The following is a 20843-nucleotide window of genomic DNA, read 5'->3' on the forward strand; positions in this document are numbered from 1 at the left end:
CACGCCCCGCCGTGACCGCAAGAGCGGCGCCCTGCTGCTGGCCCTGCCCGCAGGAGCTGCGGAGGCAGCGCGTCCGCCCCGGCCTGCCGCCAACGAGGCACGGCCGTATGGTCCCCGCGCCCGTCAGGAAGAAGGCCCGCTACAGGGCCGCTCCGCCAAGATCGGCGGCACAGGCCCCCGGGATGCGGACCGGCCCCGCGAACGCCGTTCCCCTGACGGCCGCCCGCCCCGCCGTGACACGCAGCACGACAGCGGCCGCAACGACGAGCGCCAAAGCCGCCGCCCCTCCCGCGAGGATGCGCGACGCCCTCCCGAGGGGCCCCGTCGTGACGCTGCCCGTGGCAGCAACCTCCGTGACGGCCGCCCGCAACGTGGCCGGCCCGCAAAGGACAGCCAGGGGGGGGCCGGCCGATCCTGACGACACCCGCGGCACGGCCTTTGGCGGCCGCCGGCGGGCTGGCCGGGGACGGCACGCGCCGTTCCGCACTGCCAAACGCCGGACAGGAAGACACTGGACAACGGGAAGGAGGCCGTGACAGGCCTCCTTCTTTTTTGCCTCTGTCCGCGTCCCGGCAGGATAGGCTGCGACGATGCGGCCTTGCTGCCCTCGGCCCCCGCAGAAGCAGGACACGGGGAGGCCCTGCGCGGGCTTCCCGGCATTGCGCCGGCCGTCCGCCCTGTCCCGGCCGGCCCTTCCCCTGTGGAGCGATCCCGCTGTGCGCCGTCCTGCGCCGGGCCTGGTCATGGTGGCCGGAGCAGGGAGGGCCTTGCCGGCTACAGCCTTCCTCCCGCGCCGGGCCCGCGCACCTGCCCGCAGAACACCGGACGGCAAGGGCCGCCCGGCCCTTCTCCGCCGGACTTGTCGCCCTCCGCCCTGTCCCGTACGGGCTCCTGGGGCCGCGGTGACCGGGCCCGTCACCTGCCACGCCAGGCCCATCTCCTGCGCTGGCGCTTGCCTCTGCCGTCCACCGGCGTCGCTCCCGCTATCCGCCTTCCGTGCCCCGCGCGCCAACGCACCGACGACCTGTGAGAAAAAATCCTTTTCCCGGCCGGGAAATTTTTTTGTCCCGCCCGCTTTCCTTTGCAGAACAAGGTACTGCGGGCTTTTGACACCGCCCCGGCGCTTTCGTCTCCCGGAGCTGATTTTAGCCATCAATTATTTGATATCGTTTGACAAACTCAGGAAAAGCTCGTGTTCTCCGCCCCAGGGGGGCCTTTATTTTCCCGCCGGGAATGCGTATGATGCCCCTCGGTCGTCCGGCTCCGGCCGTGAGGCGACCGGCTCCTTTTACCCTCCCGGCGCGCCGACTTTTCCCCCTGCGGGAAGCCAGCCGCTTTTCTTTTGACTCAAGGGTCTGCCATGATTCTTCCCATGCCTTACGATCTGCCCGAACCGCAGCTCAAGCCCAATACGGAAGTGGTGCTGCAGAAACGCTATCTGCACAAAAACGCGGACGGCAGCACCGAAACGCCCCGCGACCTGTTCTGGCGGGTAGCCGGCGCCATCGCCGCCGAGGAAGCCAAGTACGAGCGCTCCCCCTTCAGCCCCGAAGAGCTGGCGCGCCGCTTCTACGAGCTCATGACCAGCTGGCGCTTCCTGCCCAACTCCCCCACCCTGATGAACGCCGACAGCGAGCTGGGCCAGCTCTCCGCCTGCTTCGTCCTGCCTGTGGGCGACTCCATCGAGGAGATCTTCGATGCCGTCAAATACGCCGCCATGATCCACAAATCCGGCGGCGGCACGGGCTTTTCCTTCTCCCGCCTGCGGCCCAAGGCCAGCCGCGTGGGCTCCACCGGCGGGGTGGCGTCCGGTCCGGTCTCCTTCCTGCGCATCTTCAATACCGCCACGGAACAGATCAAGCAGGGCGGCACCCGGCGCGGCGCCAACATGGGCATCCTGCGCGTGGACCATCCCGATATCGTGGAGTTCATCCGGGCCAAGGAAAAGGAAGGGGAATTCAACAACTTCAACCTGTCCGTGGGCCTGACCGAAGCCTTCATGCAGGCCGTGGAACGCGACGAGCACTACGACCTGACCGATCCCCATACCGGCAAGGTCAAGGGCAGCCTGCGCGCCCGCGAGATCTTCGACCTGCTGGTCTGCCGCGCCTGGCAGACGGGCGACCCCGGCATCGTCTTCCTGGACCGCATCAACCGCGACAACCCCACCCCGGCCCAGGGCGAGATCGAATCCACCAACCCCTGCGGCGAACAGCCCCTGCTGCCCTACGAGGCCTGCAACCTGGGCTCCATCAACCTGGCCTGCTTCCATGTGCCGGGCCATGCGCAGGACGAAGACCCCGCCGCGGCGGGCATCGACTGGGATGCCCTCAGGGACACCATCCATCTGTCCGTGCGTTTTCTGGACAACGTCATCGACGCCTCGCGCTTCCCCCTGGACCGCATCGCCGAGACCGTGCGCCGCAACCGCAAGATCGGCCTGGGCGTCATGGGCTTCGCCGATCTGCTCTTCCAGCTGGGCGTGCCCTATGATTCCGAGGCGGGCATCGCCCTGGCCGAGCGCATCATGGCCTTCATCAATGCCGAAGGCCACGCCGCTTCGGCCGTGCTGGCCGGGGAACGCGGCCCCTTCCCGGCCTATGCGGAATCCGTCTTCCCCCAGCGCGGCGAAGGCCCCTACCGCAACGCCACCGTGACCACCATCGCGCCCACGGGCACCCTGTCCATCATCGGCGGCTGCTCCTCGGGCGTCGAGCCCCTGTTCGCCCTCTGCTTCACGCGCAACATCCTGGACGGCGAACGCCTAGTGGAAGTGAACCCCTACTTTGAAGCCGCCCTCAGGGAGGCCGGCCTGGCCATGCCCGAACTCATGGAACAGGTGGTGGAAAAGGGCTCCATCCAGTCCCTAGACGTGCTGCCCGCCGCCATGCGCAGGGTCTTCGTCACCGCCATGGACATCGACCCCGTCTGGCACCTGCGCATGCAGGCCGCCTTCCAGCGCCATACCGACAACGCCGTCTCCAAGACCGTCAACCTGCCGCACAGCGCCAGCAAGCAGGACATCTACGACATCTACTGGCTGGCCTACAAGGAAGGCTGCAAGGGCGTCACCGTCTATCGCGACGGCTGCAAGAGCCTGCAGGTGCTGGCCACCGGCGAAGGCCAGAAAAAGATGGACGGCGACGCTCCCGCCCCGGCGGAAGCCCCCCGCCTGGGCACGGTGCGCAAGCGCCCCGACGTGGTGCAGGGCTTCACCCAGAAGATCCAGACCGGTCTGGGCGCCATGTACCTGACCGTCAACGAGATCGACGGCAAGCCCTTCGAGGTCTTCGCCACCATCGGCAAGTCCGGCCGCTCCATCACCGCCAAGGCCGAAGCCATCGGCCGCCTGGTGTCCCTGGCCCTGCGCTCCGGCGTGGAGGTGCGCGACATCGTGGCCCAGATCAAGGGCATCGGCGGCGAACATCCCGTGTTCCGCGGCAAGGGCCTGCTGCTCTCCATCCCGGACGCCATCGCCTGGGTGCTGGAGCGCCGCTACCTCAAGGACGAGCATCTGGGGTCCGGCGTGGCCGACATCGAGGAACAGCGCTGCCCCGAATGCGACGAGCCCCTGGTCTTCCAGGAAGGCTGCCTGATCTGCCCCGCCTGCGGTTTCTCCCGCTGCGGCTAGCAAGGACTGGAACAGGGGAGGCCGCGCCGCGAAGCTCACGCCGGAGCCTCAGCGCCCGGCACGAGCGGCCCGGACAGGCGGCCTCCCTCCTTTTTGTCTGCCCGCCCCTGGGTGACGCCGGATACGGCGTCCCGCAGGAAGATCACGGTCTTGCGCATCCCTGCGCGGCCTGCCGCGCCCTGCGGCCCACGGCGGCGCCTTCCCGCCATGCGACGAAGCGTCCCGGCCCCGGTCAGCCCTGTGCCGCCCCCGGCCCGCGACATGACAGCGCACACTTTACGGAGGCCTCATGAAATGGATCACCCACCAGACGGCGGGCGTCGGCGCCGCCCTGGCCCTGCATCTGCCGCTGGAAGGCGTCATCGCCGCCTGCATCGGCGCCATCCTGCCCGACAAGCTCGACCAGGCCATCGCCAAACGCTCCCGCAACCCCCAGCGCACCTTCAACCAGATCCATCGCGGCACCACCCACTGGTGCGGCTGGTGGCTGGCCGTCCTGCTGCTGGCCTGCAGCCATCTGGTGCCCCCGCACTGGCAGCCAGCCCTGCTGGGCCTTGGCCTGGGCGGCATCAGCCATGTGGCGCTGGACATGCTGACCCCCTCCGGGGTCCCGCTGCACCCCTTTTCCCGCAAGAACAAGCTCTCGCTCAAGCTCTGCTCCACCGGCAGCGTGGGCGAATACGTCTTCCTGGGCGTGATGCTCGTCCTGCTGGGCTTTTTGCTGGGCCCGGAGATGAAGGAGCTCATCCGCCACGTCCGCCAGCTGGGCATGCCCGTGCTGCATTTTTAGGCAAAAGATACGGGGGGAAGGGCGCCCCGGCTCGCGCGAGGGCTGCCCTTCCCCCGGCGTGCCGCTTTGTCCCTCCCCTTTTTTCCCGCAGCTTCCTGCCGCCATCAGGGGCATCACCTGTCCGCAGCGCCTTCAGCGCATCCGCGGTACGGCCTCTTTTCCCCTGCGGCGTCCACGCGGGATGCCCGGCCCCACGGCAGGGCGCCATCCCCATTCCCGCCATCCCGGCGTGCGAGAACACGCTGCCTGATGACAGGCGCCTCCTGATGAACGGGGCCGAGAGGTCGTGACCTGCGACACCACACTGCCATGACGACAGCCTTGCGGTCCGGGCAACGGCGGAGGCCGCATTGTCCGGGCGCAAGCGGCGTATCTTGGAGCGATGCAGGCCAGGAAAGACGATGGCGCGGCGACGGCTTCGCCGATCTTCCCGGAAAAGCCCGGCGTCATCTTGACAAAGAAGGGGAGCATCTTTTATTAAAAATGAAATTCAATTTCATTTTAGGAGGATCCTATGGCAGAAACGCCGACCCTGCCCCTGCTTGGCCAGTCTTTCCCCGAGATCAGCGCCCAGACCACCCGGGGGCCCATGACCCTGCCCCGGGACAGTGCGGGCAAATGGCTGGTCCTGTTCAGCCACCCGGCGGATTTCACGCCGGTATGCACCACGGAATTCGTCGCTTTCCAGAAACGCATGGACGAATTCCGCGCCCTTGACGCCATGCTGGTGGGCCTTTCCATCGACCAGGTCTTTTCCCACATCAAGTGGCTGGAATGGATCAGGGAAAAACTGGGGGTGGAGATAGAGTTCCCGGTCATCGCCGACGACAGGGGCCGGATCGCCGAGCAGCTAGGCATGCTGCATCCCGGCAAGGGCAGCAACACGGTGCGCGCGGTCTTCATCGTCGATCCGCAGGGCATCCTGCGCCTCATGCTCTACTATCCGCAGGAAGTGGGCCGCAACATGGACGAGATCCTGCGCGCGCTCAGGGCCCTGCGGACCTCGGACGCCCATGCCTGCGCGGTACCGGCCGGCTGGCCCGAGAACGAACTCATCGGGCGACGGGTCATCGTGCCGCCGGCGGCCGATGTGGAGCGCGCACGCCAGAGGCTTGCCGAACTCGAAGGTTATGACTGGTGGTTCTGCCACCGGGAAATCTAGCACGCGGACACCGGCAGGGGAAGGAGGCTTCCCCTGCCGTTTTTTTGCGGCAAAAAGCCCTCCATGACAGCGTGCCCGCAAAGGACATCGCGACGCGCAGCGGCTGACGCCGCGTCGCAAGCCTACTGCTTCACCTTCACCGGCTCCGTCTCCACGGGCGTTTCGTTGATGGCCACCAGCGCGGCCATGCGGGCATGGATGAGGGTGGTGTCGAACAGCAGGGTGGGGGTATCCTCCTGCCGCACCAGCATGCCGATCTCGGTGCAGCCCAGGATCACGCCCTGCGCGCCCCGGGCGGCCAGATCCCGGATGACCCGCAAGAAGGTCTCGCGCGAGCCGTCCCTGACCTCGCCCCGGCACAGTTCCTCAAAAATGATGCGGTTGATCTCGGCCCTGTCGTCCGCTTCGGGCACCAGCACCTGCAGGCCGTTGGCCGCCAGCCGGCCGGTATAGAAATCCTCTTCCATGGTGTAGCGCGTGCCCAGCAGGCCCACGCGCCGCACGCCCGCCATGTGCAGCTGCCGGGCCGTCACGTCGGCGATGTGCATCAGCGGGATCGTGACCGCCGCCGCGATCTGCGGGGCCACCTTGTGCATGGTGTTGGTGCAGATGACCAGGAAATCCGCGCCGCCCCGCTCCAGAGCCCTCGCGGCATCGGCCAGGATGCGGGCGCTCCTGTCCCAGTCCCCGGCCTGCTGGCAGCGCTCGATCTCGTCGAAGTCCACGCTGTAGAGCAGGCAACGCGCCGAGTGCAGCCCGCCCAGGGCCTGCGCCGCCACCATGTTGATGATCTGATAATAGGTCAGCGTGCTTTCCCAGCTCATGCCGCCCAGAAGGCCGATGGTTTTCATGCTTTCTCTCCAGCTCCATGATTACGTTGGGGACAGCGCCCCTGCGGGTCCGCGCCCTGCCGTCCCGTGTCCCGGTCTCCCGGCTGCGGCGTCCTGCCGTCCCGCTTTCCCGCTCGTGGCTGCGGCTTCCCGGACGTCAGGAGCGGTATCTGCATGCCCCCGGACCCTGCCCCTTTTTCGCCGTCCACGCGCCGGAGCAGGCACCGCTCCAGCCCCCCGCGCGGCAAGGAGCGTCGCCGCAGCCTTCCCGCTGCCACGGCCACAGCCGGTCTGCCGTCCTCAGCCTTCACGGCAGGCAGGCGCAAGATGCAAAAGGCAGACGCTGCCGTCCGCCGTCCTCGCGACGGGCAGGCAGGGACGAAGCCGCCCGGCCTGCTCAGATATCCAGTTCCAGCCCCACGGGGCAATGGTCCGAACCGTAGACGTCGCTCTCGATCCAGGCGTCCCGGATAGCCGGTCTCAGTTCTTCGGACACGAAGAAATAGTCGATACGCCAGCCGATGTTCTTTTCCCGGGCGCGGGTCTTGTAGGACCACCAGGAATACTGCCCTTCCAGATCCCCGTGCACATGGCGGAAGGTGTCCACATAGCCCAGGGCCGTGAAACGGTCCAGAAAGGCGCGTTCCTCGGGCAGGAAGCCGGTGTTCTTCTCGTTCTGTTTGGGCCGCGCCAGGTCGATGGGCCGGTGGGCGATGTTGAAGTCGCCGCAGACCACGACGGGCTTGCTTTTGCGGCATTCCTCGGCATAGGCCGTGAAGGCCTCGAAAAAGCCCATCTTGTAGGGCACGCGCTTGAAGCGGCCGGGGACGGGCTTGCCGTGCTCGTCCACTTCCTCGGCGCCGCCGTTGGGGAAATAGCCGTTGAAGAAGTGGAACTTCTCGAATTCCAGATGCAGGATGCGGCCCTCGCCCTGCCATTCCGGCTGGGGCAGTTCACAGCGCACGGCCAGCGGTTTGATGCGGCTGAACACGGCCACGCCGGAATAGCCCTTTTTCACCACGCTGGAGGCCCAGTGCGCCTCCCATCCGGCGGGGCTGGCCACGGCGGGCGTGAGCTGTTCCGGCTGGGCCTTGGTCTCCTGCAGGCCGATGACATCACAGGTGTTTTCGGCGAACCAGCGCCATTCCGGCTTGGCCGAGACGGCGCGCAGGCCGTTGACGTTCCAGGATACGAGTCTGATGGACATAGGACCTCCGCCGCCAGCATAGCGGCAGGCGTGCCGCTCCGCAAGCGCGGCATTGCGAGCGCTCCTGTTTTCTGGCAAAATGGCTTGCGGCAATAATGCCAACATGAGCCAAGGAGAATCCCTATGGATATGCTTCCTATCCGCCGTGCCATCCTGAGCGTGACGGACAAATCCGGACTGGTGGAATTTGCCACCTTCCTGTCGCAGAACGGCGTGGAGCTGGTCTCCACCGGCGGGACCATGAAGGCCCTGCAGGCCGCCGGTCTGCCCGTGACGGCCGTCAGTGACGTTACCGGCTTTCCCGAGATCTTGGGCGGCCGCGTGAAGACGCTGCACCCCAAGATCCACGGGGGCATCCTTGCCAACAAGGACCTGCCCGAACACATGGCCACGCTGGATGAAAAGGGCATCAAGCCCTTCGACCTGGTCTGCGTGAACCTCTATGACTTCGCCGGGGCCGTGGAACGCAAGCTCTCGCTCGAGCAGGCCGTGGAGGAGATCGACATCGGCGGTCCCTGCATGATCCGCGCCGCTGCCAAGAACTTCCACAGCATCCTGGTGCTGCCCGGCACCAAATGGTACGCCACCGCCATCCAGGAGATGAAGGACCACGGCATGAAGGTCAGCCTGGAATTCCGCCAGGCCATGGCCTCGCGCGCTTTTGAAGCCACGTCGCGCTACGACGCCCTCATCACCTCCTACCTGCGTCCGGGGGCCTAGCCATTTCCAGGCTCGAAGGCAACCTGCAGGGGCTCAAGCCCAGCCAGTTGAAGGCCCTCAACCGGCTGACCACACGACGCTTCCCGGCCGCCGATGTCTACACCATCGACCAGGCCCGGGAGCTGTCGCTGCTGTCGCGCGCCCTGGGGCGGCAGCTGGGCCTGCTCATCGACCGCAAAGGCCGCGTGGACATGGTGCTGGTGGGCGAGGCAGGCGGGATACTGATCCCGGAACTGCCCCGCGCCCGCTCCGGCGCCGACCGTCTGCGCGGCCTTCGTCTGCTCCACACCCACCTCACGCCCGACGGCCTCAGCCAGGAAGACCTCATGGACCTGCTCTTCCTGCGTCTGGACGCCATCATCGTGCTGACCGTCAATCCCGACGGCGACCCCGTGCAGTGGCAGGAGGCCCATCTGCTGCCCACGCCCGTGGCCGGGCAACCCTACCGGGTGGAGCAGCTCCGCCCCTGGGACCAGACCGCCGCCCACTTCGCCGCCACCGCCGAGGCCCTGGAAGCAGAGCTGGCCCGCGCCGGCGACGACAGCCGCGAGGCCGTCGACGCGCCGCGCGCCCTGCTGGTCTCCGTGGCCGCCCAGCCCCGCGTCATCCAGGAGCGCAACCTCGACGAGCTGGCCGAGCTGGCCCGCACCGCCGGTCTGGCCGTGGCCGGGCGCATGGTGCAGCGCGTGGCCCAGGTCAATCCCAAGTTCATTTTGGGCAAGGGCAAGATGGCCGAGCTGGAGGTCCTGGCCCTGGAAGGCCGCGCCGGGACCCTGATCTTCGACGGCGAGCTTTCCCCGGCCCAGCTGCACAATCTGGCCGACATCACCGAACGCAAGGTGCTGGACCGCACCCAGCTCATCCTGGACATCTTCGCCCAGCATGCCGTGACCCGCGCGGGCAAGCTGCAGGTGGAGCTGGCCCAGCTGCGCTACACCCAGCCCCGCCTGACCGGCAAGAACCGCGCCATGGACCGCCTCATGGGCGGCATCGGCGGGCGCGGCCCCGGCGAGACCAAGCTGGAGACAGACCGCCGCCGCAGCCGCGAACGCATGGCCCGGCTGCGCAAGGAGCTGGACCAGCTGCGCCGCCAGCGGGCCTTCACCCGCTCCCGCCGCGCCCGTCGCGGCATCCCCCTGGCCGCGCTGGTGGGCTATACCAACGCGGGCAAGTCCACCCTGCTCAACAATCTGACCCGCTCCGAGGTGCTGGCCGAGAACAAGCTCTTCGCCACCCTCGACCCCACCACCCGCCGCCTGCGCTTCCCGGCCGAGCGCGAGATCATCCTGGCCGATACCGTGGGCTTCATCCGCAACCTGCCCAAAGAACTCATGGACGCTTTCCGCGCCACCCTGGAGGAACTGGAATCCGCCGATCTGCTGGTGCATGTGGCCGACGCCTCGCACCCCGACCTTTTGCAGCAGATCACCTCGGTGGAGACCATCCTCGAGGAGCTGGAACTGCAACACATGCCGCGCATCCTCTTGCTCAACAAGTGGGACCTGCTGGACGTGCCCGCCCGCGCCGAACTGGCCGACGCCTTCCCCCACGCCATCCCCGTTTCCGCCCGTACCGGCGACGGCCTCAAGCGCCTGCTGGAAGTGCTGGAGAACATGCTGCTCAGTGCGCAGCAGGCCCAGCTGCTGCTCCCCTTCGGCGACAACGAAGAACCCGGCCCGCTGCAGTAGTGCCGCAACGGGCCCGGCTGCCCGCCGCGACGCCAAAAACAGCGAGCGCTGCGCTGTGCCGCTTCCGCGCCGGCTTGTATCTGGACGGCTGCAAGGTTGACTGGTGCCGCCTCCGTACGGACGGCGCATCGACGCGCGGGCCATGCCGCAGGGCCTCTGGCGGCAAGGATACGGGCCTGACGGTGCAAGGCGCGACCAGGGCCGCAAGAGCGCGGCTGCCATGACGGGGCTGCAGGCACCGACGATACGGGGCGGCAAAAAGGAAACGGACGGACCTTGCCGGCAGCGCCCGCGAGGGCAGGCCCCGTGCTGCTGCCGGGCATGCGGCGGCAATGCGTCCTTCCTGTCCGGCACAGGCACGGCGATGGCAACAGCAAAAGGGACCGCTGTGCGCAGCGATCCCTTTCTTTGTACCGGATGTGGCCCAAGGAGGTCAGCCCCGGCAGGGGCGCCCCCAAGGGCGGCCCGCCGGGCCGTGCCTGTTGGTCCGCAAGGCCTTACGGACAGCCACGGCAACGCAAGGGGCTTCCTTCCCCTGCAAAACAAAACGTGATGCGTGCTGCCCCTAGAGGGTCACGGCGCCGTCGCCCTTGGGCGTTGGCCTGGGTGCGGGCTTGGGGGTGGGCTGCTGGGCCTTGGGAGCGGCGGGCGCGGTACCGGAGAGGCCCTCCCGGGCAAAGGCGCGGGCCGTGTCTTCCATGACGGCCCGGCCCACCACGCGCCAGGTCTCGCCCTGCTTCTGCAGGGCCAGCCAGGAGGTCATGCCCGCAGGCGTGGTCACGGCGGCCACGGCGGCGTCCGGGCCCAGCTCCACCACGCGGGCGTTCCTGAGCGATTCCGGCACCCAGGGGCAGTCGGGCCGTTCCGCCCTGCGGCAGTGGGCCATGAGCTCGCCGGTGGAGACGCCGCGGGTCAGGCTCTTGCGGAGCTTGTCCTCCATATTCAGGGCGCTGCCCAGCAGCTGGTCCATGCCGCCCAGGCCGAGGTCCTGGCCCAGGGAATCCAGCATGCTCAGGGCCTCGTTCTCGCTGGTCATGTTCCGGGCCTCATTGGCCGCGAAACGGGGCATGTCCATCTGGGCCAGGAAGGCCGCGCCGTCGTTTTTGCCCATGGCATCGGCCATGGCCTTGAGCGGCTTTTCGGGGCCGGATGAAAGGCAGGACGCCAGCAGACCGACCGTCAACAGAAGGGGCAGCAAAAACAGGGACCTGCGATCATTGCGCATGGGAGCCTCCTTGCGTGATAGGACTTTTCGGCGGCATACAGGATAGCCCAGACGCCCGCGCTTGCCAAGCGTGTCCCCTGCCGCCGTTGACCGGTGAACAGGACTTTTTTTCCGCCACGCCTTCTGCTAGCATCAGGGCCGGTCGGCCGCCTGGGGGGCGGCCGGGACTCCAACCTTTGGCAACTGCTGCTCCGTTCCCGCAACGGACAGGCGGAGGCTGTATGAAAGTCATCATCATGTGCGGCGGCAAGGGCACCCGGCTGCGCGAAGAGACCGTCGTCAAACCCAAGCCCATGGTGGAGATCGGCGGGCGTCCCGTACTCTGGCACATCATGAACATCTATGCCCGCTTCGGCTTCAAGGATTTCATCCTGCCCCTGGGCTACAAGGGCGAATATATCAAACAGTATTTCCACGACTACAACATCCGCAACACGGATTTCACCGTGGACCTGCGCAGCGGCGACATCACCCACCATCCCCGCGAGATCGAGGACTGGCGCGTGACCCTGTGCGATACCGGCCAGGAGACCCTCAAGGGCGGCCGCCTGAAGCGCGTGGCCCGCCACATCGACACCGACCGCTTCATGGTCACCTATGGCGACGGCGTGGCCGACATCGACATCGGCAAACTCATCGACTTCCACATGAAGTCCGGCACCATCGGCACCTTCACCGGCGTGCGCATGCCCTCGCGCTTCGGCACCGTGCGCACCGACGAGAACGGCAAGATCCTGTCCTGGGAAGAAAAGCCCGTGCTCAACGAGTACATCAACTGCGGCTTCTTCGTCTTCAAGCGCCAGTTCCTGGACTATCTGGATGAGGACGAATCCTGTGATCTGGAAAAGGAGCCCCTGCAGCGCCTGGCCGCCGAGGGGCAGCTTTCCATGTATCCCCATCCCGGCCAGTGGCAGTGCATGGACACCCTGCGCGACTCCATCAAGCTCAACGAGCTCTGGGACAGCGGCAAGGCTTTCTGGAAATAAGCATCCCGGCGGGGCCGCCGGACAGCGTCCCGCCCCTTTCCATCTGACGCCGGCGCCTGGGCGACCGGCAGGAGGACATCATGTTTGCCAACTGCTACAAGGGCCGCCGTGTGTTCATCACCGGCCATACCGGTTTCAAGGGCTCCTGGCTGGCCGCGTGGCTGACCCGGCTGGGCGCCACGGTCTGCGGTTTTGCCGACAGCGTGCCCACCAGCCCCTCCCACTTCGAAGCCATGCGTCTGGACCGGCATGTGCAGGACGTGCGCGGCGACATCCGCGACCGCGACGCCGTGCTGCGCGCCATGAGGGACTTCAAACCCGACGTGGTCTTCCATCTGGCCGCCCAGGCCCTGGTGCGCAGATCGTACGAGGACGCGCCCCTGACCTTCGAGTCCAACATGCTGGGTACCCTCAACCTGCTGGAAGGCGTGCGCCGGTGCCCCAGCGTGGAGGCCGCGGTCTTCATCACCTCGGACAAGTGCTACCGCAATGACGAATGGGTCTGGGGCTATCGCGAGACCGACCACCTGGGCGGCGACGATCCCTACTCCGCCTCCAAGGGCTGCGCCGAGATCATCGCCCATTCCTATTTCAAGAGCTTTTTCAAGGAGGGCCCGGCCTGCGCCACGGTGCGCGCCGGCAACGTCATCGGCGGCGGCGACTGGGCCGCCGACCGCATCGTGCCCGACTGTGCCCGCGCCTGGGCCGCCGGCCAGGCCGTGCAGATCCGCAGCCCCTGGGCAACCCGGCCCTGGCAGCTGGTGCTGGAGCCCCTGTCCGGCTATCTGTGGCTGGGCGCGCATTTGCTGGGAGCGCGCAAGGGCCCCTTCGAGACCCGCGGCGAAGCCTACAACTTCGGCCCCGCGGCCAGCGTCAACAATACCGTGGCCGAGGTGGTGGAAGCCCTGGCCCTGCACTGGCCCGGCTTCCGCAGCGAGATGGACAAGGCTGGCCAGGCGGGCATGAAGGAATGCACCCTGCTCAAGCTCTGCTGCGACAAGGCCCTGGCCCATCTGGACTGGAAGGCCACCCTGACCTTCGAGGAGACCATCCGCTTCACCGCCGAATGGTACCACCGTTTCTATCGCGGCGACGGCGGGCAGGGCACCATGCTGGACTTCAGCCTGGGCCAGATCGCGGCCTATGTGAACGCCGCCGAACAGCGCGAACAGCTCTGGACCCGATAGACCCGCATCCCGCCCGGCCCTGCCGGGCGGTCCTGTCTCATGACAAAGGAATCCCTCATGGATCAGCCTCTGGATCGTCCCGAAAGCGACTGCCCGGACATGGGCATCGTCGGCGTCTGCTGCCGGCCCCTGAAGATCATCGACACCCCCGGCGGCCCGGTGCTGCACATGCTGCGGCCCGATTCGCCCCTGCGCCCCTACGCCGGGACGGCGGACGGGCAACTGCATCTGGGCGAGGTCTATTTTTCCGAAGTCCTGCCCGGCGCGGTCAAGGCCTGGAAACGCCACAGCCGCCAGACCCAGTATTACGCCGTGCCCCGCGGCCTGCTGAAACTCGTGCTCTATGACGCCCGCCCCCACTCGCCCACCCGCAGCGTGCTGCTGGAACTGCTGCTGGGGCGTCCCGACCATTACGGCCTGCTGCGCATCCCCACGGGCGTCTGGTACGGCTTCACCGCCGCCACGGACGAACCGGCCCTGATCTGCAACTGCGCCGACCTGCCCCACGATCCGCAGGAAGGCGAACACCTGCCCGCAGATACGGACCAGATCCCCTATCATTGGAAGTAGCGGCGTATTTTTGAAGGGGGGACCGTTCCGCCGACGCGGGAAGGTTCCCCCTTCAAACGCTCCTGCTCGCCGCGCACGCGCTCCGGCCGGAAAAGGCCCCTCCTCGAACTCCCCTCCCTTCCCCGGCGCGCCCTGTTCACGCAAGGGCATCGCTGCGTTTTCATTGTCGTGCGTGCCGTCCGCTCCGGGCCCCGCACAGGCCCGGACAAACCCGGCAGGGCCCGCAGGCGTGACCCTCCCGCTTTCCCGTGACATGCGCACGGCCGACGCTTTTCCCCTCAGGCGCTTTGGTATGGCGTGTTGCAAGCAGGGCTGCCGTCCGGTCGCCTCCCGGCCATCTTCCGTCGCAGACGATCCGGCCCTGCGGGCTGCCGTCCGCTCGCCTTTTGCTGTCGATGCCTGTGGCCGCTTCTGCGGCCTTGATCCGTACGGCCCGCAAGCATGCCTGCGCCCGGCGCCCTGCACGGACAAGGCCGTCCTTGCCCTTCGCGGATGTCACCGGACATGAAAAAGACGGGCTGCCGCCCGTCCGGCGACCGCCCGTCCTGTATCGGGACCACTGTCTTCCCCGCCTCAAAGGCCGGGACCCCTCATCGCCCCTGGCCTCCCATGCCGCGATGCCCGGCATCCTTTCCAGAAAAACGCGTTGGGAGGGGACAGAGGGAAAGGGGGAAAGGATCCCCTGACGCGTGCGCCGGCGACCGGAAGGCAGCCGGAGGCCGTGCGCCGGCGACAGCCTTGCGGGCGTCGGCAGCGGAGCAAGGGCCCCTCGCCTGCGAAATACGGTTACACGCCGAAGAAGCGGCGGGCGTTGTCGCCGCAGAGCCGCCAAAGATCTTCGGGCTCCATGCCGCGCGCGGCGGCCATGTGGCGCACGGTGAAGACGGTGAAGGCGGGCTCGTTGCGCTTGCCGCGCCAGGGCACGGGCGAAAGGTAGGGGCTGTCGGTCTCCAACAGCAGGCGGTCGTCGGGGATGACGGCCAGGGCGTCGCGCAGGGTCTGGTTGGCCGGATAGCTGACCGGGCCGGGGACGGAGATGTGCCAGCCGTTGCGGATGATGCGCCGGGCCATGTCCGCATCGCCGCCAAAACAGTGCCAGAGCAGCGGATAGCCGGCAAAGCCCCGAGCCTCGAGGGTCATGAGGGTCTCGGCCTCGGCGTTGCGGCAATGGATGACCACGGGCTTTTCCAGCTCGCGGGCCAGTTGCAGCTGGTCGTGCAGGGCCTGGTACTGGATCTCCCTGGGGCAGTCGTCCCAGTAGAAGTCCAGACCGATCTCGCCCACGGCGCGCAGGCGCCCGTCTTCGGCGAAGGCGGCGCGGATGGCGTCCAGGACCCCGGGCGTACACTGCCGCCCGTCGCAGGGATGGATGCCCAGCACGAAAAAGACCCCGGGATGCGCGGCGAACCAGGCGCGGCGCTGCCGCCAGTGGTCGGGATGGAGGAAGATGTTGCCGATGGTGGCCACGCCGGCGGCACGGGCGCGGGCCAGCACCTCCTCGCGGTCGGCGTCGAATTCCTCGCCGTCCAGGTGGGCGTGACTGTCGCAGCCCACGCAGGGCAGGGCCCGGGTCAGGGGATCGATGCGTTCAGGTTTCTTGTGGCTCATGGCGGCTCCGGGATGCAGGAAAAAAACGGGGAAGGAACGGCGGGCGTACCGCCTGTGGACGGGCAGCCGGGAGCCCCTCCCGTATGCGGGGGACCGGCCTTGAAGGCCGATGGTTTCAGCAGGTGCGGTCAAGGCCCCTCCCGTACGCGGGGCCGTTTCCGCCTCTGGCCGCTGCGGCGGGAAAACGCATCTTCCCGCATGCGGCCGCACGCCGTACCGGGACAGTGCGGACAGCCTGCGCCACGCCGCGGACGGACAGCTTCCGGCATGGCTTCTAGCAGGGGCGGCCCCGGGACGCAAGCCCCTGCCCGGCCGCGAAAAAGCCCCCTCCGGGCATTGCCAGTCCCCGCTTAAGGGCGTATGATGCCTGCGCCTAATGGTCATTTTACGTTGTGAGGCTATCATGCATTTGCGAAAACGGGTTCTTGTCACCGGTGGTTCGGGCTTTTTGGGCTCGCATCTGTGCGCGCGTCTGCTGGATGAAGGGCACGAGGTCCTGTGCGTGGACAATTTCTTTTCCAGCGCCCGCTCCAATGTGGAAGAGCTCATGGACAACAAGCGCTTCGAGCTGCTGCGCCATGACGTGACCTTCCCCCTGTTCGTGGAAGTGGACGAGATCTACAACCTGGCCTGTCCGGCCTCGCCCATCCACTACCAGCATGACCCGGTGCAGACCATCAAGACCTGCGTCCACGGCGCCATCAACATGCTGGGGCTGGCCAAGCGCCTGAAGGCCCGCATCTTCCAGGCCTCCACCAGCGAGGTCTACGGCGATCCCGACGTGCATCCGCAGCCCGAAAGCTACTGGGGCCATGTGAACCCCAACGGCATCCGCTCCTGCTATGACGAAGGCAAGCGCTGCGCCGAGGCCCTGTTCTTCTCCTACCGCCGCCAGAGCAACCTGGGCATCAAGGTGGGCCGCATCTTCAATACCTACGGCCCCAAGATGCACCCCAACGACGGCCGCGTGGTCTCCAACTTCATCGTGCAGGCCCTGAAGGACGAGCCCATCACCATCTACGGCGACGGCAGCCAGACCCGCTCCTTCTGCTATGTGGACGACCTGGTGGAGTGCATGTGCCGTCTCATGGCCACGCCCGACGACTTCACCGGGCCCGTGAACATGGGCAATCCCGGCGAGTTCACCATCCGCGAGCTGGCCGAAAAGGTCATCGAGCTGACCAACAGCCGCTCGAAGCTGGTCTGCGAGCCCCTGCCCGGCGACGACCCCAAACAGCGCCGTCCCGACATCAGCCTGGCCCGCGAGGTCCTGGGCTGGGAACCCAAGGTGCAGCTGGAAGAAGGCCTGCAAAAGACCATCGCCTATTTCGACGCCCAGATCCGCAAGGGCCTGGCCTAAAAAAACTGCCCGGAAAGGGCCCGGCCCGCTGCCGCGCCGTCTTCCCGCACACGGCGCGGCGCACGGCCCCCGAAGATATGCGCCCCGCGCCGCCCGGGAGAGCGGCACAGGGCAGCCGTGGCGGCCGTGACGGCCGCGCAACCGCAACCCTTGACGGACAGGGAGTCCGTCTGTCCGTCCGGCATGGACACTGCCCGTCTCCAGGGAAGGAGCGCCCGCCATGCCGCCAGAAAAGTCCTCGCAGATGCGGTCCCGCCTCCGGCGGGGCCGCATCGTGTACTTTGACGGTCTGAATGTCGGAGTGTGCCCATGTTTCTGATTTTACTGGCTCTGTGTGTGCTGGCGGCCAGTGCCGCCGGTCTGGGGCTGCTGGCCTTCGCCCGCCCCACGCCCGCCACCACCCGGCTGGCCGACCTCTGCGGGCCGCTGGCCGCCGCCTGCGGCTGCGCCCTGGGCATGGCGGGCCTGTTCTCGGACAGCTGGACCGGCAGCCTGCTCTGGACCCAGCCCTGGGGCCTGCCCGTGGGCAGCCTCAGCCTGGGGCTGGACGCCCTGTCCCGCGTCTTTCTGCTGCCGGTCTTCGGCCTGGGCTTCGTCTGCGCCTGCGCCGGGGGCATCTCGCTGCGCCATACCCGCGCCAGCGAGCATAACCTGGCCGCCCACTGGCTGTTCTACCTGCTGCTGGTGCTGGGCATGGCCGTGGTCATGATGGCCCGCGACGCCGTGCTCTTCCTGCTGGCCTGGGAAGTGATGTCCCTTTCGCCCTTCTTCCTCATCGACTTCAACGACAGCGACCGCAACGTGCGCGACGCCTCGTGGGTCTATCTGGTGGCCGCCCATCTGGGCGCGGTGCTGCTGCTGGCCTTCTTCGCCCTGCTCTGGCAGAACGCGGGCCAGACCGCCTTTGCCGCCCTGGCCCTGGAAGAAGGGCCCGCGGCGCCCCTGGCCTCGGTGCTCTTCGTGCTGGCCCTGCTGGGCTTCGGCGCCAAGGCCGGCATCGCGCCCATGCACGTCTGGCTGCCCGAGGCCCATCCGGCCGCGCCCAGCCACATCTCGGCCCTGCTCTCCGGGGCCATGATCAACGCCGGCCTGTACGGCATCATCCGCAGCTGCGGCTTTGTGGCCCCCCTGAGCGCCGCCCCGGCCTGGTGGGGCTGGCTGACCCTCTTCCTGGGTCTAGGCACGGCGCTGATGGGCATCCTCAAGGCCCTGGCCCAGAGCAACCTCAAGCGCCTGCTGGCCTACTCCAGCGTGGAGAACATGGGCCTCATGCTCATGGGCGTGGGCGCCTGGCTCATCGGCAGCCACAGCGGCAACAGCTGGATCGGCACCCTGGGCCTGGCCGGGGCCCTGTTCCACATGCTCAACCACTCGGCCTTCAAGGGCCTGCTCTTCCTCAGCGCCGGCGAGGTCCTGCACGCCACCGGCACCGTGCGCATGGACCTGCTGGGCGGCCTGCAGCAGCGCATGCCGCTGGTGGGCGCGGCCTTCGGCATCGGCGCGGTCTCCATCGCCTGTTTCCCGCCCTTCAACGGTTTCGCCGGGGAATTCGTGCTGGCCCTCTCCCTGCTGGACGCCTCCAGCCTGCCCGGCGTGGAACAGCAGCTGGGCCTGCTGCTGGCCCTGGTGCTGCTGGGCCTTGTCTCCGGCCTGGCCGCCGCCACCTATGCCAAGGCCTACGGCATCACCTTCCTGGGCGCGCCGCGCAGCCCGCGCGTGGCCGAGGCCCACTGCCCCCGCCCCCGCGACCTCTGGCCCCTGCTGATCCCGGCCTTCCTCTGCGTGGCGGGCGGCCTGGCCTCCGGCCACTGCTTCCGCTGGCTCATCAGCACGGTCAACGCCCCCCTGCCCGACCCCGCCGCCGGGCAGCAGGTCATGCTGCGCGTGGCCGGCATGCTGGGCACGGTCTCGCTGGTGGGACTGGTCCTGCTGGCCCTGATGGCGGCCCTGTGGCTGCTGCGCAAGGCCTGTATGGGCGGCCGTCTGCGCCGGGAAGATACCTGGGGCTGCGGCTACCAGTACGGTACCCCGCGCGTGCAGTACACGGACGCTTCCTTCTCCGAGCCCCTGGGCCGCATCTTCGGCGGCGCCATGGGCCTGAAGGTGGAACAGGAGCTGGACGGCCGCTACTTCCCGGACAAGGGCCATGTGGCCGTCTCCGCGCCCGACCGCCTGCGTACGGGTCTGTTCACGCCCCTGTTCGAAGGCGTGGAAAAGCTCTGCAACATGTGCAAGATCCTGCAACATGGCAAGATCCATCTCTATATCCTTTACATCCTCGCCACCCTGGTGGCGTTGCTGGCCTGGGGGCTGCACGCATGAGCGATCTCGCCTTCTACTGTTTCCAGTACGCGCTGGCCCTGCTGCTGGCGCCGCTGCTGCCGGGCATCATCGCCCGCATCAAGGCCAAGGTGGCAGGCAGGCACGGCAAGCCTGTGCTGCAGCTCTATTTCGATATTTGCAAAGGCCTGCGCAAGGGCGAGGTCATCAGCCGGATGACCACCCCTGTCTTCACCCTGGGCCCGGTGGCGGGCCTGGCCACGGTGCTCTGCGCCCTGGCCCTGCTGCCCCTGGGCGGCATGGCCTCGCCGCTGCGCTTTTCCGGCGACTTTTTGCTGGCCGCCTACCTGCTGGGCCTGGGCCGCTTTTTGACCATGCTGGCCGCGCTGGATACGGGCTCCTCCTTCGAAGGCATGGGCGCCAGCCGCGAGGCGGCCTTTTCCGCCCTTTCCGAGCCGGTGCTCTTTCTCTGCCTGCTGACCCTGGTGGGCGTGGGCTCCACCCTGGGCATGCCCGACGCCCTGTCCCTTTCCGGCATGCTGGGCGGCCGCCCGGCCCACGAATGGCTGCTGGGCCGCGCCGAGCTGCTGCTGGTGCCGGTGGTCTTCTTCGTGCTGCTGCTGGTGGAGAACAGCCGCATCCCCGTGGACGACCCCACCACCCATCTGGAACTGACCATGATCCACGAGGTCATGATCCTGGACCACTCGGGCCCCAGCCTGTCCTTCATCGAATACGGCGCGGCCCTCAAGCTGTGGTTCTTCGCGGCCCTGCCCGCGGGCATCCTGGTGCCCGACCTGCCCCTGTGGCAGCAGAGCCTGTGCTGGCTGGCCTGCATCTTCGCCGTGGCCGTGCTGGTGGGCATCGTGGAATCCGTCATGGCCCGTCTGCGCATGCAGAAGGTGCCCGTGCTGCTGGGCGGCGCGGCCGTGCTCTCGGCCCTGGCCCTGATCCTGACCCAGGTGAGGTAAGTCATGAGCGCTCTTTTCCAGTTCTTCCTCTTTCTGCTCACGCTCAACAACCTGGCCCTGCTGGGCATGGGCCGCCTGCGCACGCTCATCAATCTGGTGACCGCGCAGGGCATCCTGCTGGGCGGCCTGCTGCTGATGCAGGACCACGCCCTGCTGGCCGCGGCCGTGCTGCTCATCAAGGGCGGCCTGCTGCCCTGGCTGCTGCACCGCACCCGCCGCCAGATCGGGGCCGATCCGCACATCAGGCCGCGTCTGGGCTTCGGTCTGGCCGTACTCACCGGCCTGGCCTGCCTGGTCTTCGCCCTCTGGCTGGAAGGCCGCCTGCCCATGGCCCCCGGCCTCTTCCCGCCCCTGCTGCTGCCCGCCGGGCTGACCACCCTCTTCTGCGGCCTGCTGCTGGTGGTGGGACGCGCCACCGCGCTCTCGCAGGTCATGGGCTATCTGGTGGCCGAAAACGGCATCTTCCTGCTGGGCATCCCGCTCATGACGGCCGGGGCGGTCTGGTTCGAGCTGACCCTGCTGCTGGACATCTTCGTGGCGGTCTTCGTCATGGGCATCGCCATCAACCACATCAGCCACACGTTCGAATCCATCGACGTGGGCTTCCACGATCTGCGCGACTAGGGGG

Annotated in this window: 16 protein-coding genes; 12 read left to right on the forward strand and 4 right to left on the reverse strand. The window is 67.7% G+C overall.

Annotated elements, in window-relative coordinates; all coding sequences use genetic code 11:
• Positions 1-1360 precede the first annotated feature (1360 nt).
• From Q1X76_RS05300 to Q1X76_RS05310, 3 genes are all read left to right on the forward strand, one after another.
• On the forward strand, positions 1361-3631 hold the full coding sequence (locus tag Q1X76_RS05300; RefSeq protein ID WP_300718506.1) for a vitamin B12-dependent ribonucleotide reductase: 2271 nt from the start codon (positions 1361-1363) through the stop codon (positions 3629-3631).
• Positions 3632-3920: 289 nt separating this feature from the next.
• On the forward strand, positions 3921-4421 hold the full coding sequence (locus tag Q1X76_RS05305) for a metal-dependent hydrolase (RefSeq protein ID WP_300718507.1): 501 nt from the start codon (positions 3921-3923) through the stop codon (positions 4419-4421).
• A 514-nt stretch (positions 4422-4935) separates the two neighbouring features.
• Positions 4936-5583, forward strand: a complete 648-nt coding sequence (locus tag Q1X76_RS05310; protein WP_300718508.1) for a peroxiredoxin — start codon at positions 4936-4938, stop codon at positions 5581-5583.
• A 122-nt stretch (positions 5584-5705) separates the two neighbouring features.
• Here Q1X76_RS05310 and Q1X76_RS05315 read toward each other — a convergent pair whose 3' ends face one another.
• Together Q1X76_RS05315 and Q1X76_RS05320 are read right to left on the reverse strand one after the other, a co-directional pair.
• Complete coding sequence (locus tag Q1X76_RS05315; RefSeq protein ID WP_300718509.1) at positions 5706-6434, reverse strand: aspartate/glutamate racemase family protein; 729 nt, start codon at positions 6432-6434, stop codon at positions 5706-5708.
• A 376-nt stretch (positions 6435-6810) separates the two neighbouring features.
• Entirely contained in the window at positions 6811-7620 is an 810-nt protein-coding gene (locus Q1X76_RS05320; RefSeq protein ID WP_300718510.1) for an exodeoxyribonuclease III, read from the reverse strand.
• A 123-nt stretch (positions 7621-7743) separates the two neighbouring features.
• Here Q1X76_RS05320 and Q1X76_RS05325 point away from each other — a divergent pair, with 123 nt between their 5' ends.
• Both Q1X76_RS05325 and hflX read left to right on the forward strand, forming a co-directional pair.
• Positions 7744-8340 carry an IMP cyclohydrolase gene (locus tag Q1X76_RS05325; RefSeq protein WP_300718511.1) on the forward strand — a complete coding sequence of 199 codons (597 nt, stop codon included), beginning with the start codon at positions 7744-7746 and terminating at the stop codon, positions 8338-8340.
• Positions 8341-8387: 47 nt separating this feature from the next.
• On the forward strand, positions 8388-10028 hold the full coding sequence (gene hflX, locus Q1X76_RS05330) for a GTPase HflX (RefSeq protein WP_300718512.1): 1641 nt from the start codon (positions 8388-8390) through the stop codon (positions 10026-10028).
• A gap of 565 nt (positions 10029-10593) precedes the next feature.
• Here the strand turns inward: hflX and Q1X76_RS05335 are convergent.
• A complete protein-coding gene (locus Q1X76_RS05335; protein WP_300718513.1) occupies positions 10594-11253 on the reverse strand; it encodes a hypothetical protein in 660 nt (219 codons plus the stop codon).
• A 221-nt stretch (positions 11254-11474) separates the two neighbouring features.
• On the opposite strand from Q1X76_RS05335, the gene rfbF reads away from it, so the two are divergent.
• The 3 genes from rfbF to Q1X76_RS05350 all read left to right on the forward strand — a co-directional run bounded on the left by rfbF (position 11475) and on the right by Q1X76_RS05350 (position 13996).
• A complete protein-coding gene (gene rfbF, locus Q1X76_RS05340; protein WP_300718514.1) occupies positions 11475-12239 on the forward strand; it encodes a glucose-1-phosphate cytidylyltransferase in 765 nt (254 codons plus the stop codon).
• A gap of 80 nt (positions 12240-12319) precedes the next feature.
• Positions 12320-13426 (forward strand): CDP-glucose 4,6-dehydratase, encoded by a 1107-nt coding sequence (gene rfbG, locus Q1X76_RS05345; protein WP_300718515.1) that lies wholly within the window; start codon positions 12320-12322, stop codon positions 13424-13426.
• A 99-nt stretch (positions 13427-13525) separates the two neighbouring features.
• Positions 13526-13996, forward strand: a complete 471-nt coding sequence (locus tag Q1X76_RS05350) for a dTDP-4-dehydrorhamnose 3,5-epimerase family protein (RefSeq protein ID WP_300718541.1) — start codon at positions 13526-13528, stop codon at positions 13994-13996.
• A gap of 786 nt (positions 13997-14782) precedes the next feature.
• On the opposite strand, the gene Q1X76_RS05355 is transcribed toward Q1X76_RS05350, so the two are convergent.
• On the reverse strand, positions 14783-15604 hold the full coding sequence (locus Q1X76_RS05355; RefSeq protein ID WP_300718517.1) for a TatD family hydrolase: 822 nt from the start codon (positions 15602-15604) through the stop codon (positions 14783-14785).
• A gap of 403 nt (positions 15605-16007) precedes the next feature.
• On the opposite strand from Q1X76_RS05355, the gene Q1X76_RS05360 reads away from it, so the two are divergent.
• From Q1X76_RS05360 to Q1X76_RS05375, 4 genes are all read left to right on the forward strand, one after another.
• On the forward strand, positions 16008-16964 hold the full coding sequence (locus Q1X76_RS05360) for a UDP-glucuronic acid decarboxylase family protein (protein ID WP_300718518.1): 957 nt from the start codon (positions 16008-16010) through the stop codon (positions 16962-16964).
• 309 nt (positions 16965-17273) lie between these two features.
• Complete coding sequence (locus Q1X76_RS05365) at positions 17274-19286, forward strand: proton-conducting transporter membrane subunit (protein WP_300718520.1); 2013 nt, start codon at positions 17274-17276, stop codon at positions 19284-19286.
• Positions 19283-20215, forward strand: a complete 933-nt coding sequence (locus Q1X76_RS05370) for an NADH-quinone oxidoreductase subunit H (RefSeq protein WP_300718521.1) — start codon at positions 19283-19285, stop codon at positions 20213-20215. The genes Q1X76_RS05365 and Q1X76_RS05370 overlap by 4 nt, the downstream gene beginning before the upstream one ends.
• A 3-nt stretch (positions 20216-20218) precedes the next feature.
• Complete coding sequence (locus Q1X76_RS05375) at positions 20219-20839, forward strand: hydrogenase-4 component E (RefSeq protein ID WP_300718522.1); 621 nt, start codon at positions 20219-20221, stop codon at positions 20837-20839.
• Positions 20840-20843: the final 4 nt, after the last annotated feature.

Source organism: uncultured Desulfovibrio sp., assembly GCF_949282365.1.
Taxonomy (GTDB): domain Bacteria; phylum Desulfobacterota; class Desulfovibrionia; order Desulfovibrionales; family Desulfovibrionaceae; genus Desulfovibrio.

Bases quoted from the DNA above. Each gene is read 5' to 3' on its own strand.
- Q1X76_RS05320 (WP_300718510.1), bottom strand. From the start codon at position 7,620: ATGTCCATCAGACTCGTATCCTGGAACGTCAACGGCCTGCGCGCCGTC.
- rfbF (WP_300718514.1), top strand. From the start codon at position 11,475: ATGAAAGTCATCATCATGTGCGGCGGCAAGGGCACCCGGCTGCGCGAA.
- Q1X76_RS05300 (WP_300718506.1), top strand. From the start codon at position 1,361: ATGATTCTTCCCATGCCTTACGATCTGCCCGAACCGCAGCTCAAGCCC.
- Q1X76_RS05355 (WP_300718517.1), bottom strand. From the start codon at position 15,604: ATGAGCCACAAGAAACCTGAACGCATCGATCCCCTGACCCGGGCCCTG.
- Q1X76_RS05360 (WP_300718518.1), top strand. From the start codon at position 16,008: ATGCATTTGCGAAAACGGGTTCTTGTCACCGGTGGTTCGGGCTTTTTG.
- rfbG (WP_300718515.1), top strand. From the start codon at position 12,320: ATGTTTGCCAACTGCTACAAGGGCCGCCGTGTGTTCATCACCGGCCAT.
- Q1X76_RS05350 (WP_300718541.1), top strand. From the start codon at position 13,526: ATGGGCATCGTCGGCGTCTGCTGCCGGCCCCTGAAGATCATCGACACC.
- Q1X76_RS05325 (WP_300718511.1), top strand. From the start codon at position 7,744: ATGGATATGCTTCCTATCCGCCGTGCCATCCTGAGCGTGACGGACAAA.
- Q1X76_RS05335 (WP_300718513.1), bottom strand. From the start codon at position 11,253: ATGCGCAATGATCGCAGGTCCCTGTTTTTGCTGCCCCTTCTGTTGACG.
- Q1X76_RS05315 (WP_300718509.1), bottom strand. From the start codon at position 6,434: ATGAAAACCATCGGCCTTCTGGGCGGCATGAGCTGGGAAAGCACGCTG.
- Q1X76_RS05370 (WP_300718521.1), top strand. From the start codon at position 19,283: ATGAGCGATCTCGCCTTCTACTGTTTCCAGTACGCGCTGGCCCTGCTG.
- Q1X76_RS05305 (WP_300718507.1), top strand. From the start codon at position 3,921: ATGAAATGGATCACCCACCAGACGGCGGGCGTCGGCGCCGCCCTGGCC.
- Q1X76_RS05375 (WP_300718522.1), top strand. From the start codon at position 20,219: ATGAGCGCTCTTTTCCAGTTCTTCCTCTTTCTGCTCACGCTCAACAAC.
- Q1X76_RS05365 (WP_300718520.1), top strand. From the start codon at position 17,274: ATGTTTCTGATTTTACTGGCTCTGTGTGTGCTGGCGGCCAGTGCCGCC.
- Q1X76_RS05310 (WP_300718508.1), top strand. From the start codon at position 4,936: ATGGCAGAAACGCCGACCCTGCCCCTGCTTGGCCAGTCTTTCCCCGAG.